Below are 16,127 nucleotides of genomic sequence, written 5' to 3' on the forward strand. Positions count from 1 at the left end.
AAAATTTGGAACGGTCTCTAAATGCAATTTCAAACTTATTCTACAATATAGGTTGCAATTTCTGCCATAGCGGCATTATTGGTTCCATCGTGAGATACTTTAGCAATGAATTTAAAATATCGGAATGTTTTTGCTGTGCTGAGTTCGATTGTCTGCTGGTTCGTCGCCTTTTTCAGAACAAAGTCTCCCAAACTTTCCCAAGTTGTATTGTCATCGCTTATATGGATTTCCAAATCCTGAACAGTTCTGGATAGATTTTGTCTTTGAGTAAAACTAAACCCATCTACCGTATTGGCTTGTCCCATATCAACGGTTATATAATGTGGAGCTGTTGCGGTACAACCTGACCAGCATGAATGCCAATAAGTGTTATCATCTCCATCAAGCACATCGGCAGCACGACCTGTCTCTCCTTCTCCTCCTTGATCTTCCTGAGTACTGTAATCGACTACAGTCCATCCTGTTCGGTCCATTACTGTTTGTGTTGATGGTTCTGTAATGGAAGAAACTTCTAATTTCGAGAAATCAATAGCTGGTGCTGTTCCGTTAGCTGTTCTTGAGAAAGATGTGTTGGGGGTTTCATTATCGCTAAAAAAGCCACAATTTCTCAGGTAAAAATGATCACCTTCTGATCCACCATCATAATCCAATCGAGCTCCGTTACTTCCGGTAGCATCGGTTGTAAATGTCGCCTTCGTCATTTCACTCCAGCTTCCCTGAGTATCATAAACCCATTGGTTTGTATAATCCACTTGTCGGGTTTCATCACCCATCGTGGTATTGAAATTCTCTAAAAACGAATGCAAATGGGTTAAATGTTTACCAGTAGGAAATGGTCTTCTAAAGCTGGCAATCAACTTCCAGTCACCAAGTTCAGGCGCATAGAAATAAGCCGTATAGTCGATTGAATTATCAGCATTGGATTCACCTTTTAATAGAAATTTATAAGTAGTTCCAGGTTTCCAATCATAAACCCAATAACTCTGAGCTCCAGAACCTTCACCACCAAATTCTCCTACGGTTACACCTGTACCATATCCCAGTGGTTGTACTGTATATTCTGATGGAATCTGATTTGGATCTTGCGTGTCAAATGCGCTCCATACCGAAAATAAAATACGTCTCTCTGTCGCTGAATTGACCTGCATTCCAAAATAGCCAGATGAAAAACCATTAGCCATAAAATAAGATCCTATTGGATCTTTCCCAACAGGAACAGTCACTTCGTTGTAAAACCAGGTAATATTTTTATTAGCCGGCACCTGGTAACCTAAATGAACAGAAGGACCTCTTCTGCCCCAGTAGAACCATTCTGCATCCACATAACTTATGTTAGAGTTCCATGACGAATCTCCTAATAAGATATCTGAAATATCACCAAAAGAACTTCCACCATTGCTTACGCCTTCCAGTTCAATAAATTGATAGCCTGCTTGATTAATACTAAAAGTGCCTACATTATAATCTTTATAGGCACTCCCTTTCTCAAAAGTAAGTTCCTGTGTTTCATCTCCAAGCGTTATTTTTAATGTTGTGGATACGTCTAGCTTGGCACGAATACCCACTTGAATCGTTCCGGTTGTTTTTGCATAAAAATAGGTGCGAATTTTATCACTTGAATTCGTCCAATTTTTAATTCCTCCTGTTACAACTAAATTTGCGGTAGCAGCGGGATTCGCAACGACCCAACTATTCCCTTCACAAGGAACTGATATAGACAAATCGTAAGTCACAGGTTTGCCTTTTTTCAAGCTTTCATCTTCAGGTAGGGTTTCTTCCTTATCACAAGAATAGAAGAATAACAAAGCCAATAGAAATGTTAATAAGCCTAATTTGGTAATTTTCATGACGAAAAATTTTAATTAACAATTTACTGTTTTTATGCTTGAGCCTTTAACAACTAACTTTTATCTATTTTGTAAAAACCTAAATATGAATAAGCTCAGGGTATTTCCTAAGGGATCAAAAAAGGTTTACTCGGCACAATAAATCAGTTTACAACCTCAAGACTAAATCATTAACCACATTTAAATACAATAAGACTTTTGTAAAGTCTTATTGTATTATGCGTTTATTACTATTTATGGATTTTGAACCAAGTTAGGTTGAGCTAAAATCTGAGCTTCCGGAATATAGTCAACAACACGAGGACTTGTTGCAGGAACAGTTAATAAAGGATTAGCTCCTCTATCGTGTGTTCCCGGATATCTGCGATCTAAAGTTAAGCCATTCCTAAAAATATCGTAACGGCGATGCGCTTCGTAAGCCAATTCTAAACGACGTTCCTCAAGCACAATTTCCAGCAAGGTTCTACCAGCAGGCACTGCAGAGTAACTATCAATATTTGCACGTTCTCTTATCAAATTAACATCATCTAATGCTCCTGACATATTTGTACCTATTTTTGCTCGAGCTTCAGCACGGTTCAAATACATCTCTGCCAGACGCGAAATAACTGGTGAGAACAATTGTGGTTGTCCTTCCTGATTTGAACATTTTATCACAAAATATTTTGGATATCCCTGTCTTACCGGCATCTTCTTTGTCAATTTCACATAGGTTTTTCCACTGATGTTTTCACCTTCAGTGATAAAATACACAGTGTTACCATTTACGAGTTCAGTTGAAACCGTTTTTGTACCATTGTAATCATATTCCCAATTGCCTGCATTATTGGTAACGTCATACATTTGGAACATCTTTGAACCCACCGGAGATGCTTTGTCGTATGAATAAGTGATCTCATATGCGTCACCATCTACATACTGAGGATCAATAAACTTATGTCTTCTATCCGAAGGATTTTGATCAAGTAAATTTCTATATGGCTCAGAAGCATACATTTCACCCCAGCCTACACCTTGAATTGTAGCATACATACCGCCAAAAGCATACCAGTCGTAGTCATCTTTATCTTTTAAGGCTCTACATGCAAATATAATTTCTGAATTTTCTTCAGGCACCATAGTTGGGAATGTTTCATAATCAGAACCATCCAGTAATGTAAAGTTGCTTGATTCAATAACTTTAGTGGCATATTCTTCTGCTTTTACATTATCCTCCATATATAAATAGACTCTGGACAATAAAGCATTGGCAGCTTGTTCTGATGCATATATGTTATATTCAGAAGGATCTCTTTTAAATCCACTCATCAGTTTTGCAGCTTCTAACAGATCGATTTCAATCTGCGTATAAACCTCTTTAACAGTAGCTCGAGGAGGCAAATCATCCGCATTGGGTTCAGCATCTAGAATAATTGGAACACCTAGGTTAGTTTCTGGAGCCTGATTATAAGGTCTTCCCCAAACATTTACTAAAGTGAAATAAAAGAAGGCACGCAGGTAATACATTTCACCAATAACGTGGTTCATACGATCTGTACCTTTCTGTGCTTTATCAATTACCTTATTTGCATTCACAATCCCTTTATAACATCCAGACCATAGGCTATTTAAATGGCCATTTGTTGGGGTGTGCTGATAGTTATACATGTAATATAATGCGTCGGTGGTAGAGCCACTTAATGCTATATTGTCACCACCAAATTCACCATGAAAGTGGTAAGGACGCATAAACTCATTCTTTTTTAAAAGGGCATAAGTCCCTAGGGCTGCTGCTTCGATACCTAATTCGTCGGCAAATACTTTATCATCTGATAAATCCTGAAACGGCTCTCTCGTGATATCACAAGCGCTAATAGAAAGCGCTAATAGAATCGCAATAAAAGAATATATATTTTTCATTTTCATCTGTTTATATTTTTTTTATTAAAGTCAGATGGAAGTCGCCATTTGATAATCATGCTCGTGTATGAGAAGACTTTTTCATGGCTCATTTCATCTTTTTAATCATTAATAAATTTCACTTATTAAAAAGCTATTTTTACGCCTACCATAATTTTCTTAGCCATCGGATATTGATAACCATGCGTCTCATCATAACGTGTAGCTCCAACTTCAGGATCCATACCTGACCAGTTTGTCAGTGTAATTAGGTTATCTGCACTTACGTAAACTGAAGCACTTGATATTTTAAGTAAGTTTGATACGTTTTTTGGAACATTATATGCCAGGGTTACATTACGTAAACGGATATAACTTGCATCTTCTAAATATCTTGACGAGGGTTTATTAGCATCAGCCCCTCCGTTAAGTGATTTTGGGTGAGTCGCAACATCTCCTGGTTTTTCCCAACGTTTCCAGTCGTCATGCAATTTCATACTATTAAAACCAACGTATGATCCGTCGCTATCAAATAATTCTCTGTTGCTATTATATCTATCAATACCTTCAACAAAACTAATATTGGCAGTTAAGGTGAAATCATCAAAAGTAAATTTATTGAGGATACCTCCTGTATATGTTGGAGTACCTTTGGTTCCGGTAAATTGCAAGGTCGCATCATTGTATTCTGATGTTAAACTAACAGTTTTAGTACCATCTTCGTTTTCCGTAACTTTTTCCCAAAGCGGTTTACCATTGGCTGGATTTACACCGTACCATATACGTTGAAAGTATGCATCTTTATCATGTTTTGCTTCGATTTTGATATTTGGATCATGTACATCAAAATAAGCTTTATTATCGTACAATTCTTCAACCCTGTTTTTGTTGTATGCCAGGTTCAAAGTCATATCCCACTTAAATCTGGAAGTTTTAATTATTTCAGGTGAAACAGTTAACTCATATCCTTTATTGGTAATACGTCCAATATTCATCCACACTCCACTATATCCGGTCAATGCAGGAAGTTTCACTTTAGTTAAAAGATCATCACTATTTTTATAGTACAGGTCTAAGTTGATGCTGATACGGTCGAATAATCTGGTATTGATAGCTGTGTTGTAGCTGGTTACTTTCTCCCAACTAATGTTTGGGTTTCCTTTTTGATAGGGTGTAGCAGCATTGTTCCCATTGTATTGAGAAGCAAACTCAAAGAACCCAAGATATTGAAAACCGCTTGGAGCATTACCTACCTGTCCTATGCTGGCAGTCCATTTTAATACGTTTAACCATTCTACTCCTTGCAGGAATTTTTCACTATGGGCATTCCATCCTAAACTGGCCGACCAAAAATTACCATATTGCTTATTTGAACCAAAACTACTTGAACCTTGTCTGCTAAACGAAGCAGTAGCCAGGTATTTATCATCATAAGCATATTGCAAATTAACAAGCGTACTTTGCTTAGCACTTTCGCTTTTATACCCACCTACTTCTAGAGCTTCTGCAGTGGTGTTAAGTGCAGTCAGTCCAGCAGAAACACCTTTACCTTTAGCAGTAGCATCGTCGTAGTGGGAATCACTGTATTCCCATGCTACAAATGCACCTAAAACATGAGCACCAAAGGTTTTATTTATTCGCAACATTTGATTGGTAAAACGCTTTTGATTAAAACTATATTTTTCAGATAAAGAACCTCTGTTAGCAAGACCTACTATAGAACGAGGGTCTTCGTAATCTTCAGTTAATCCATGATTAAGAATAATATTATTCATCGAAGCAAATGTTAACCATTCGTTGATTTTATAATCAAACCCAATATTTGCACGAAGATTATTGCTACGTGACTTGCCATAATTGTATTGCAAATCGTATAGATAATTACTTTCGTCTCTACCATACCAACCTTTATTGTTGTCTTGTAAATATTTTTTACCACTAGCAACTTTTGGATGTAAAACAGAGCCATCAGGTAAATAAGCTTCATCCCATGGCATATAAGTAAACATATTATATGGAGAATGTTGTTGATCTTTGATCGTACGATAATCACCGGATAAATTTACTTTGATCTTAAGGCGTTCAGTTGCATTAATATCAAAGTTTGCAATAGCTGAATAACGTTCGTAATCATATCCTTTTAAGACACCAGTCTCATTATAGTATGTACCAGACAAATAAGCAGTCATCTTTTCGTTCCCACCAGAATAGTTTACGTTATACTCTTGTGCTTTTCCAGTTTGAGTAGCAATGTCCATCCAATCCGTATCTGTGTTTAATACATCCTCCGTTACATTAGGGTTCCAGGTTTTTTGATAATCGTATAACTCTTGTGAATTCATTACGGAGAAATTCCCAGTATTAAATGTGGTGAGTCCGTAGGTCGCATTCACATTTATTTTGGACTCCCCTTTTTTCGCTCTTTTAGTTTGTAATAAGATAACCCCATTTGCAGCCAAAGAACCATATAGTGAAGTAGCCGAAGCATCTTTTAATATAGTCATACTTTCAATATCAGCAGGACTAAAACCTGGGTCAGAATTACCCATTATAATACCATCAACCACCCAAAGAGGTGCTGTCTCACCTGACAAGGAACCTTTACCACGAATGGTTATTTCTGTACTCGAACCAGGTCTTCCACTACGTGATGATGCGTTCACACCTGCAACTTTACCTTGAAGCATGGATGCGACATTCGACACAAAAACATCTTTTAGATCTTCACTATCTAATGCTACAGCTGAACCTGTTAAATTTGATTTTTTTGTCGTTCCATATGCAATAACCATAACTTCGTCAAGGTCACTGGTTGAACTTTTCAGCTTGACATTAATAGTTGTCTGCCCCTTAACTGGTACTTCAAGTGGTTCATAACCAATAAATGAGAAAACTAAAATTGCATCGGCTTGTCCTACTTTTAGAGTATAATCTCCATTTATATCAGTTGTAGAACCTTGAGTAGTCCCCTTTATTATAATACTAACGCCTGGCAATGACTCCTGATTATCATTATCTAATACTTTCCCTTTTATTTCAACAGATTGTGCACTTGCAATAACTGTAAAAAACAGCATGAAAACGAACAAACTTATCGCTTTTTGAATGCCGGAAATATTGATCCTTATTTTATTTTTTATATTATTTCGATAAAAATCGACTTGTCGTAAACACTTCATAATCATTATCTTAAATCTTAATTAGATAAATAAACTATTATACATCTTGTTCTTAATTATTCTATATCAACTCCCTTTTTAATAAGGTAGCATACCATCATCGAACACTTTTATCTCACTGATCGTAGTGTGTGTTAAACCGGTTGTACGTGTATCAAGAACTCTAATTCTAAAATATTTAGAAGAGTAATTCTTATCAAGTGAAATGGTATTATCTGCCGGACGTGGCTGAGTTTCTATAGTTTCAGAAGTCCATACTGTTGTATAATCAGTTCCATTTGTACTTGTTTGCACATCGAATTTAACAGGATCATTACCTCTATTAGATGTGCTGCGTGTCCAGAATTGGAAACCACCAATGTTTTTAGCTTCGTCAAATGTAATTTGAATATGATGAGGAAGAGGTGCTACACCGTCTGACCAGGCAGAATGCCAATATGTGTCGAAATTATCATCAATAAGGGCTTCCTTAGGTCCTTCACTTCCTTCTTGCGTAAAGGTGTCAATCATGTCATCTCTTAGTGTATGGAAAGTCTTTCCTGCTTTCGAAGTAAATGAAATGGTTTCTCCATAAGCGGTACCTGCTTCATTCGATGCATAAGCTCTGGCTTTATAAGCGGTTTTAACAGCTAATCCCTTTAGGGTTGCCGAATAATTCCAATCCTTCTCTAAAATACCATCCAGAGTAAATTCACCGACTTCTGCAAAATTATCTGCTACAGTTGGCTCACGATCTTCAGTCGTAAAGCAAACTCCCATAGCCAGAATTTTTGATCCCCCGTTAGATGTCACGCTACCACTTACAACAGCATCCTGACCTGTGATATCAGTAACTTCACCTGTGGTCGTCACTGGTAAGTTAACTGTATCATCTTTGTCGCAACTCGTGATAAAAGACATGACAACGATTGCGAATAATAAAAATGAGATCCGTTTAAAATCCATTTTTATAAATTTCTGATAATTACTTTTTTTAACTTTCTGATTCTTCATAAGATTAGAGTTAGTATAACATTAAAAATTAGGTGTTAGGTTAATAAATAACTGTATTAAAAAATCACTATAAATCAACACGGTAGGCTTCACCATGTAATTTCCATTCTCATTTGTTGTTTAAATATTATCTCATGCCGAAATTGTTTTGGGATGAGATGTTCCTTCTATTGTTTGGAAACTATATTATCTCGTCTGCGCTTACTCGCGTTATCGACTATTATTTTGCGATGATAATAATGGGGATTAATTATTACAGGGAGGTGGACATTTTAGGCGAATTGGTAGACATTTTCCCACTAGCCTAAATCAGAAACAGATACAGTATTTTTTTTTGCAGACATTCCCTAATATTTACTTGGAAGACGACAGTCAGATTTCTATTTTTGTTTTGTTACTAACAACCTAAATCTGCCCTCATGACCAAGAACTATTCACGACTGGTGAAGCTAATTTTGCTTATAGTGCTATGTCATTCTTTTATATTTTCAAAAGCACAAGAATCAACAAACTTCATCCATCTGGGTGTAGAAGTTGATCGCCAAAGTACCATTGCGACCAATGTACTTGAAGATTCCCTGGGTTATTTATGGCTCAATTCTCATATGGGTATTCTTCGCTTTGATGGATACGAATACCGGGAGTACCCATTCCGGGAAATTTTTGGAAACAAGGTTCCGCCTAGCTCAACATTAGGCATAAGAAAAGATCCGAAAGGACATATTTGGTGTGTATCCAAATCAGGATCTATTTCCAAACTGATGCCAACGGGTAAATTTCATGCGCAGTTTTCTGATTTTTCTCCTCTCCAAGAGCATCAATCTTTTGAAGCCTTCAGTATCGATTCAAGCAGGCTTTGGTTAGGTAGTAGTTTTGGAACTCTCACCGGATTATCTTTAGTTGATTCAACTTTAACTAAATTCAACATTCATTCTTCCAATGAAAGCATAACTTCTGTTTCTGCGGGCAAGTCTAACACGGTTTGGTTCTGTACAAATAAGGGGCGAATTTTTAAAGCCGATCTTTCAAGCAAAAAACTAACTGAACTAAAAGGCCCATTCAATAACCCATTTAATAAATTGATATTAACGACTGATTTTGACGGTAATTTATGGATCGGGACTGAACTCTATGGCTTATTCTATTATAATATAGAAAATCAATCCTTCGAACATTTCCACAATCAGGCCCAAACATCACATTTTATTCCAACCAATATGCTTATTCGAATTTTTCGCGATAGCAAAGGACTTGTTTGGATTGGTACTGATGGTGGTGGGTTGTACCGGGTTACACCTAAGACAAAACAAATCAAAATCTACAACCATTCTAAAACCAATAAATTTTCCCTTCAAAGTAACACGGTAATTGGTATTGGGGAAACCCAGAATAATGACATTTGGGTTTTTACAAATTATGGAAGTATCAACATCCTGGCAAACGAATCCTCAACAGTTGGGTATCATTCCGGGAGTATTTCAGGTTCACCAACCCGCGTTTTATCTATTCTTAATTGTAAGAATGGCGATTTGTGGATTGGTACAGATGGTGAAGGCATTACCTTGGTGAATAAGAAAACCGGCACTAAAAAACAATACATTGCAAAAACAAAAAGCGGACACGGTTTAAAAGGCAATTACATTCAAGCAATGGTCGAGGATAAAAACCACAACAAATGGATAGGCACCTACCTTAATGGCTTGATGTATTTTAATACAAAAACAGATCAATTTAAATCTGTTAATGTAACTAATGAAAAAGGACAACTTGCGACTGATGTCAGATCCTTACATATCGATAAGAAAGACAGGCTCTGGGTTGGCAGTAATATTGGTATCACAATATTTGCCCTAAATGGTGAACAAATTGCATTCTTTCCCCACAATAAAAACGGACTAAAAGGTAGTGTTCCCGAAGTGTTTATAGAAGATGAATTGGGACAATTGTGGGTTGGAATGTTTGAGGGAGGAATCTGTTTGTTTCAGGAAAACAAAACTCTCAACCAATCTCAGTTTACCACATATAAATTAGCTAATACAAACAATCTTTCCGAAAACAGTGTGATACATGGTGCTTCAGACTTACATGGACACCTCTATTTAATTAACTCCTATTCTAAACTTGTCAAGTTTAACCTCAAAGAGAAAAAAACAGTTCCAATAGAAGGCTTTAGCAATGAAGATCTTCACAGAGTTTCAGCTGTTCTTGTTACGGATTCATCGAATCTATGGGTATCCCGAACAAATGGAATTTCGCATCTTGATTTGCAAAAACACGAAGACTATTTTTATGGCTGGAAAAATGGAACCTTAAAAGATAATTACCTTTCGGGGAGTGCCAGTATAGATCAAAATAATCGCATCTATTTTGGAGGTGTTGGGGGATTGAACTACTTCGATCCCAAGCAAATGAAAACAAGCCAAAGTCGCTTTCATCTGAAAATCAATCAAATTCAAATCGTAAATCGGAATGCTAATGAAATCATTCCGGAGCAACTATCCAAAGGCATCGAACAGTTAAAATCGATTAAACTCAATCACAAACAGACTTCTTTTTCTTTTCAATTCTCAGTAATTAATGATCATTTAGATCCCAATTATTTTTACGCCTACCGCCTAAAGGGCTTTGATAAAAATTGGATCACAACCCAAAATAAACGAATCGCAACTTACACCAATATCCCTTACGGAGATTACACATTCGAAGTTAAAGCTGGAAGCAAAAGGAATATTTGGGATATTGCCCCACAAGCCATACAAGTCAGAATTCTCCCTCCTCTTTGGCAGAGATGGTGGGCATACACCATTTACGGTTTTGTTCTGATAGTTGCTCTCTTTTTCATTATTCGCTATTCCATCATGTGGGCCCGACTAAAAAGAAAATTGATGCTCGAAGAATGGCAGAATGAAAAAAACAATGAACTCTATGCCCTAAAAATGAATTTCTTTGCGAAGATGTCGCACGAAATCCAGACACCCTTGACCCTCATCATGGCCCCTATCGAAAATATGATAGAACGAGCCGATGGCAATCTGCTCTTAAAACAACGCCTGAAAGTTATTCACAACAACGCGCAACGCCTTTCGCGTATTGCACTTGAGTTAATGACCGTAAGAAATCGAGAATTAGGAAAATTACAATTACGCGCAAGCAAAAATAACATATCGAAACATTGCGAAAACATAGCCCTTTCCTTTACAGAACAAGCGCGATTTAAGCATATCGACTTTGTTTTTGAATCGAAACAAGATGATATCATGCTTTGGTACGATAAAGAAAAGCTTGAACATGTGATCTATAATCTTCTAGCAAATGCCTTTAAATTCACCCCACGCGAAGGCCATATTCAATTTAAAATTCAAAGCAACTACGAACACTTCTTTCTAAAGATCTCTGATTCGGGTATTGGAATAAATGAAGAAAATCTGACACATATCTTTGATATGTTCTACCAATCAAAGGAAGGAAAAGAAGTGGGGGGAACCGGAATCGGACTCGCCCTTACTAAAGAACTTATTACTTTACACAAGGGTGAAATCAATGTCGTATCATCTGTAAATAAGGGTACCGAATTTAGTTTAAAAATTCCTCTGGGCTGCGAACACTTAAATGCAGATGAGATCATCAGTAAGACTGATATAAATGAAATGATTCAAACAGATGACTCGAATAAAGAAGATCTTTACACACCCAGCATTAATCCTAACAGCAAAATTAAACTCCTAATCGTTGAGGATAATTACGAGATGTTGCTTTTACTTAAAGATACCTTTAGTCCTTATTATAACGTATTCACGGCTGAAAATGGAAAAGAAGCCCTGTCTGTTTTAAAGGAAACAACGCCTAATTTAATCATTAGTGATATCATGATGCCAATCATGGATGGTATTTCCCTTTGTAAAGAATTGAAAAACACAAAAACGACTCAACATATTCCGATTATTCTTCTTACCGCACGTAATACGACCCAATCAAAACTTGAGGGGTTAAAATATGGAGCCATTGAATACATCAACAAGCCATTCAATGTAAAAGAACTCATCTTTAAAGTCAATAATATTCTCGAATCACACAAAAATCTGATTCAAAAGTACAGAACCGAATTACTGTCACAGGCTGAAGCCCCACAAGCGGAATCACCCGACGAAAAATTTATAGAATCAATCCTGATTGAACTTGAGAAAAATTTAATTAATCCCGATTTTAAACTGGAAGATTTATCAAATGCTCTCAACATGAGTTATTCGAACATATACCGTAGATTTCAATCAATTACCAACAAAACCCTTGTTGACTTTATGCGCTGTTTAAGATTAAAGAAAGCGGCCATGATTCTGGTTAAACACAACTACACCATTTCTGAAATCGCCTTTAATGTGGGCTTTAACGATCCCAAATATTTTTCAAGATGCTTTAAAAAAGAATACAACTACACCCCCAAACAATTTAAACAACTTGCAAATTCTGAAAATGGAGATACATTTCTGGAAACATATGACCTCACAATAAATTAATCATTTTCTTCTCATCATTAAAAACCTCTGTAAAAACTAGTCATACAAGCTAAAACAAATAAACAACTTTTATAAATTATCATTTTTATTTGCCATACTGGTAGGAACTGGTAGGTATTTTTATATATTTGTATCAAACAAATTAAAGATAGCTACTATTAACAAATTCAGTTTTGGTAATTATGATTAGACTAGCAAAATTTTACAAACAGCACAACAGATCATACAAAGGTTTGTATGAATGCTGGATTTACTAGACCAGCAGCTCTCTTATCTCTATAATTCACCACACTAGAGATCTCTCACAACATCCTAAATCAGGATGAAAACACCTATTAAGAAAACCGTACAAAATTGAGATCGATTGTTAATCACGATCGGCTCAACAGCAAAATATAATTGCAAAAAAAGGCAGAGAGAGCTACCAACAATCCCTGCCAAACATTAAACAGGCTAAGTTGTTTCCATCGCAAAAAAGAACGCAACTGCCATTAACTTTAACGAACCTAAATTTATGAAAAAAAATGCAAACTCTTTTGCGCCCTTCCACTATGCGCAAAAACGCGGTGTTTCATGGCTCATGAAACTATGCATCGTGGCAATTCTGTTTTCACCTATTCTGGTGAAAGCCTCACAAACGACTGGTTTCAACAATGTTGAACAAAAACAAAACACCGTAACGGGTATCGTTACTTCTGCTGATGATGGTCTTTCAATCCCGGGTGTATCTGTTGTAATTAAAGGGACAGCAATAGGAACAAGTACCGATTTCGATGGCAAATTTTCTATTCTGGCTGAAGAAGGACAAACACTTGTCTTCTCTTTCGTAGGCATGACCACTCAGGAAGTGATTGTTAAAGGCAACAACTTAAATGTGGCTCTGAAGTCTGAAAATCTAGGCCTTGAAGAAGTGGTCGTTGTGGGTTATGGAACTCAGAAAAAGAGTGACCTTACAGGAGCGGTATCTTCAGTCAAAGGTGAAGATTTAAAGAAAACCCCATCATCAAACCCCGTAAACTCTTTACAAGGTAAGGTTGCAGGTGTTACCATTACTAAATTCGGTGGAGCACCAGGTTCAGGATCAAGTATTACAATTCGTGGTATTGGTACTGTTGGGAACAACGAACCTCTATACATTATCGATGGACTTCCGGGTTCAATGTCTCTACTAAATCCTGATGATATTGAATCATTTGAAATTCTGAAAGATGGTGCTGCTGCTGCTATTTATGGTTCTCGTGCTGCAAACGGTGTGGTTTTAATCACAACAAAAAAAGGCAAGAAGGGCAAAATCAATGTTGACTTTAATATGCATATCGGACAAACTAAAGCTATAGACCAGTTGGACCTGTTAGATTCTGAAGGCTATGTTAAGGTACACAAAATGATGTATGACAATTACAACATGTATGCAGCTGATGCGGACAAAAAAGCGTTACCTGATTATGTGACAGCTCCAATCACCGCAAACACAAACTGGCAGGATGAAGTTTCACGCACAGCTCTTCAACAAAATTACAATTTAAGCATTAACGGGGGTAACGATTTAGGATACTATGGCATTTCAGGCAGTTGGAACGATGAACAAGGGACTTTAATTGGTAGTGATTATCTAAAAAAAACACTTCGTGCTAAATTAGGTATGACCAAAGGTCGCTTAAGTGTAGATGCTAATATTTCGTATGCAGAAACTAACTCTGAAGGACAGAAATTTTCTTTATCTGATACGTATAAACTAACACCTTTAATCGATCCTTTTGACGAAAATGGAGATGTGCAATTAACGTCTGGTGATATGCCAGCCAACGCAAATCCATATGCAAATCATCAAAATATGAAAGGTGAAGCTGACCTTCAATATTTTTCAGCGAATATTACAGGGTGTTTAAAATTCACCGATTGGTTATCATACCAAGTTAACTTGGGTTTAATCAACAGTAATGATAACAAATGGAGTTATCATACAAAATTCGACCGCTCTCCTAAGGATGGTGAAGATTGGATCTATTACGGTGAAGAACGCAACAACTACCGTTCTCAAATTATGGAACACCTACTTAACTTCCAAAAAGAATTTGGTAAGCATTCTGTATCTTCAGTAATTGGTTACACAGCTTCTAAGAAAACCAACAATTGGATTGGGGCCAATGTCACTGGTAAAAATACTGTTTATTCTGCCGAAGGTGATGAAGTTAAGACCAAAGATGAAATGGCTGGATTCTTAGATCCAAGCTGGATGACTTTAAATGCAGGCAAAGGTGGTACCTATGCAGCCTACGGAAGCCGAAATGAGTATACCCGTACTTCAATACTAGGTCGAATAAACTATTCTTTCGATAGCAAATACCTATTACAAGTAACTGCTCGACGTGATGGATCATCAAAATTTGGTTCTGATTCACGTTATGGGACTTTCCCTTCAGTCGCACTTGGATGGCGAATTACTGAAGAAGATTTCATGTCTGACTATGACTTTATCGACAATTTAAAGCTAAGAGCCAGTTGGGGTAAATTAGGTAATGAGGTGACTCTTGGTTTCTACGATCATCAAGCTCTTATCAGCACGGGTAACGATTATGAACTGGGTGCTGTACGTGGTTCCGGAGCAAATCCCTGGACAGGTTCAATTGCTACCGGACTCGAAAATAGAGAATTACAATGGGAAACAACCATTTCAAAAAACCTTGGTTTGGATTTCACTTTATTGGGGAATCAATTCAATGGTACCATTAACTACTATAGTACAACCACTGAAGACATGTTGATTTACCGTCAACTACCAGGTTCGGCAGGTCTTGACAGCCCGGTATTAAATGTAGGTGAAATTAGCAATAAAGGTCTTGAATTCGAGTTAGGTTATTACAAACAAGAGGGCGATTTCAAATACAGTATCAATACAACTTTTACGACAACAAAGAATGAGGTAGTTGGGCTTGCTAGTCCCGATCAAGCTCTGTTTGGTGAAGGTTTGAAGTACGGTGATTCTCATTTCCCAACTCAAACCAAAGTCGGTTACGAGATTGGCGCTTTCTTCTTATATCAAACAGACGGCATATTTCAATCAATGGATGAAGTAAATGCACATAAAAATACAGAAGGAGACTTACTCCAATCCAGTGCTAAACCTGGTGACATCAGATTTAAAGATACCAATGGAGATGGTGAATTGAATGAAAAAGATAAGGTGTATTCCGGTTCTGGTATTCCTGATTTTACTTATTCTATCAACTTTAATGCATCATACAAAGGTTTCGATTTCTCAATGATGTTTTATGGTGTTCAGGGAAACGAACTATATAATGGAAATCGCTATTACTTAGAAAACATGTCAGCCGGACAAAATTTCCTGGCGTCTTCGCTTAATGCATGGACAGAAACTAATAGAAATACAAACATCCCAAGGGCCGTACTGGGTGACGCAAACACAAACACTCGCGAGTCAGATCGCTACCTTGAAGATGGCTCATTTCTTCGATTGAAGAATATTGAACTGGGTTACACCCTTCCAAAATCGATGATTAATCGTTTAGGTGTAAACAAATGTCGAATTTACTTTAACGCTCAGAATGTTTTCACAATTACAGATTATTCAGGTATCGATCCCGAAGTTGGACGTAGCAATGTTCTGAATACAGGTATTGATAGAAGCCTCTACCCTATCAATAAATCGTTCTTTGCAGGAATACAATTATCATTCTAATAAATACTAAAAAAAA

General features: G+C 36.9%; 7 protein-coding genes. 3 read left to right on the top strand and 4 right to left on the bottom strand.

Translation table 11 applies throughout. The features are described from left to right. Positions 1-35 precede the first annotated feature (35 nt). The 4 genes from EO244_RS09660 to EO244_RS09675 all read right to left on the bottom strand — a co-directional run bounded on the left by EO244_RS09660 (position 36) and on the right by EO244_RS09675 (position 7,897). Positions 36-1,847, bottom strand: a complete 1,812-nt coding sequence (locus tag EO244_RS09660; protein ID WP_129254463.1) for a DUF3472 domain-containing protein — start codon at positions 1,845-1,847, stop codon at positions 36-38. Between the two features lie 234 nt (positions 1,848-2,081). Further along, positions 2,082-3,746, bottom strand: a complete 1,665-nt coding sequence (locus EO244_RS09665; RefSeq protein ID WP_206734524.1) for a RagB/SusD family nutrient uptake outer membrane protein — start codon at positions 3,744-3,746, stop codon at positions 2,082-2,084. A gap of 125 nt (positions 3,747-3,871) precedes the next feature. Further along, on the bottom strand, positions 3,872-6,904 hold the full coding sequence (locus tag EO244_RS09670; protein ID WP_164977455.1) for a SusC/RagA family TonB-linked outer membrane protein: 3,033 nt from the start codon (positions 6,902-6,904) through the stop codon (positions 3,872-3,874). A gap of 78 nt (positions 6,905-6,982) precedes the next feature. Beyond that, complete coding sequence (locus tag EO244_RS09675; RefSeq protein WP_129254466.1) at positions 6,983-7,897, bottom strand: discoidin domain-containing protein; 915 nt, start codon at positions 7,895-7,897, stop codon at positions 6,983-6,985. Between the two features lie 134 nt (positions 7,898-8,031). Between EO244_RS09675 and EO244_RS16930 the strand changes: the two genes are divergently transcribed. From EO244_RS16930 to EO244_RS09685, 3 genes are all read left to right on the top strand, one after another. Then, entirely contained in the window at positions 8,032-8,205 is a 174-nt protein-coding gene (locus EO244_RS16930; protein WP_164977456.1) for a hypothetical protein, read from the top strand. Between the two features lie 111 nt (positions 8,206-8,316). Then, positions 8,317-12,411, top strand: coding sequence for a hybrid sensor histidine kinase/response regulator transcription factor (locus tag EO244_RS09680; RefSeq protein ID WP_129254467.1), 4,095 nt, complete (start codon positions 8,317-8,319; stop codon positions 12,409-12,411). 514 nt (positions 12,412-12,925) lie between these two features. Next, on the top strand, positions 12,926-16,111 hold the full coding sequence (locus tag EO244_RS09685; protein WP_129254468.1) for a SusC/RagA family TonB-linked outer membrane protein: 3,186 nt from the start codon (positions 12,926-12,928) through the stop codon (positions 16,109-16,111). Positions 16,112-16,127 lie beyond the last annotated feature (16 nt).

This window comes from Ancylomarina salipaludis, assembly GCF_004122035.1.
Taxonomy (GTDB): domain Bacteria; phylum Bacteroidota; class Bacteroidia; order Bacteroidales; family Marinifilaceae; genus Ancylomarina; species Ancylomarina salipaludis.

Bases quoted from the DNA above. Each gene is read 5' to 3' on its own strand.
- EO244_RS09660 (WP_129254463.1), bottom strand. From the start codon at position 1,847: ATGAAAATTACCAAATTAGGCTTATTAACATTTCTATTGGCTTTGTTA.
- EO244_RS09665 (WP_206734524.1), bottom strand. From the start codon at position 3,746: ATGAAAAATATATATTCTTTTATTGCGATTCTATTAGCGCTTTCTATT.
- EO244_RS09670 (WP_164977455.1), bottom strand. From the start codon at position 6,904: ATGAAGTGTTTACGACAAGTCGATTTTTATCGAAATAATATAAAAAAT.
- EO244_RS09675 (WP_129254466.1), bottom strand. From the start codon at position 7,897: ATGAAGAATCAGAAAGTTAAAAAAAGTAATTATCAGAAATTTATAAAA.
- EO244_RS16930 (WP_164977456.1), top strand. From the start codon at position 8,032: ATGCCGAAATTGTTTTGGGATGAGATGTTCCTTCTATTGTTTGGAAAC.
- EO244_RS09680 (WP_129254467.1), top strand. From the start codon at position 8,317: ATGACCAAGAACTATTCACGACTGGTGAAGCTAATTTTGCTTATAGTG.
- EO244_RS09685 (WP_129254468.1), top strand. From the start codon at position 12,926: ATGAAAAAAAATGCAAACTCTTTTGCGCCCTTCCACTATGCGCAAAAA.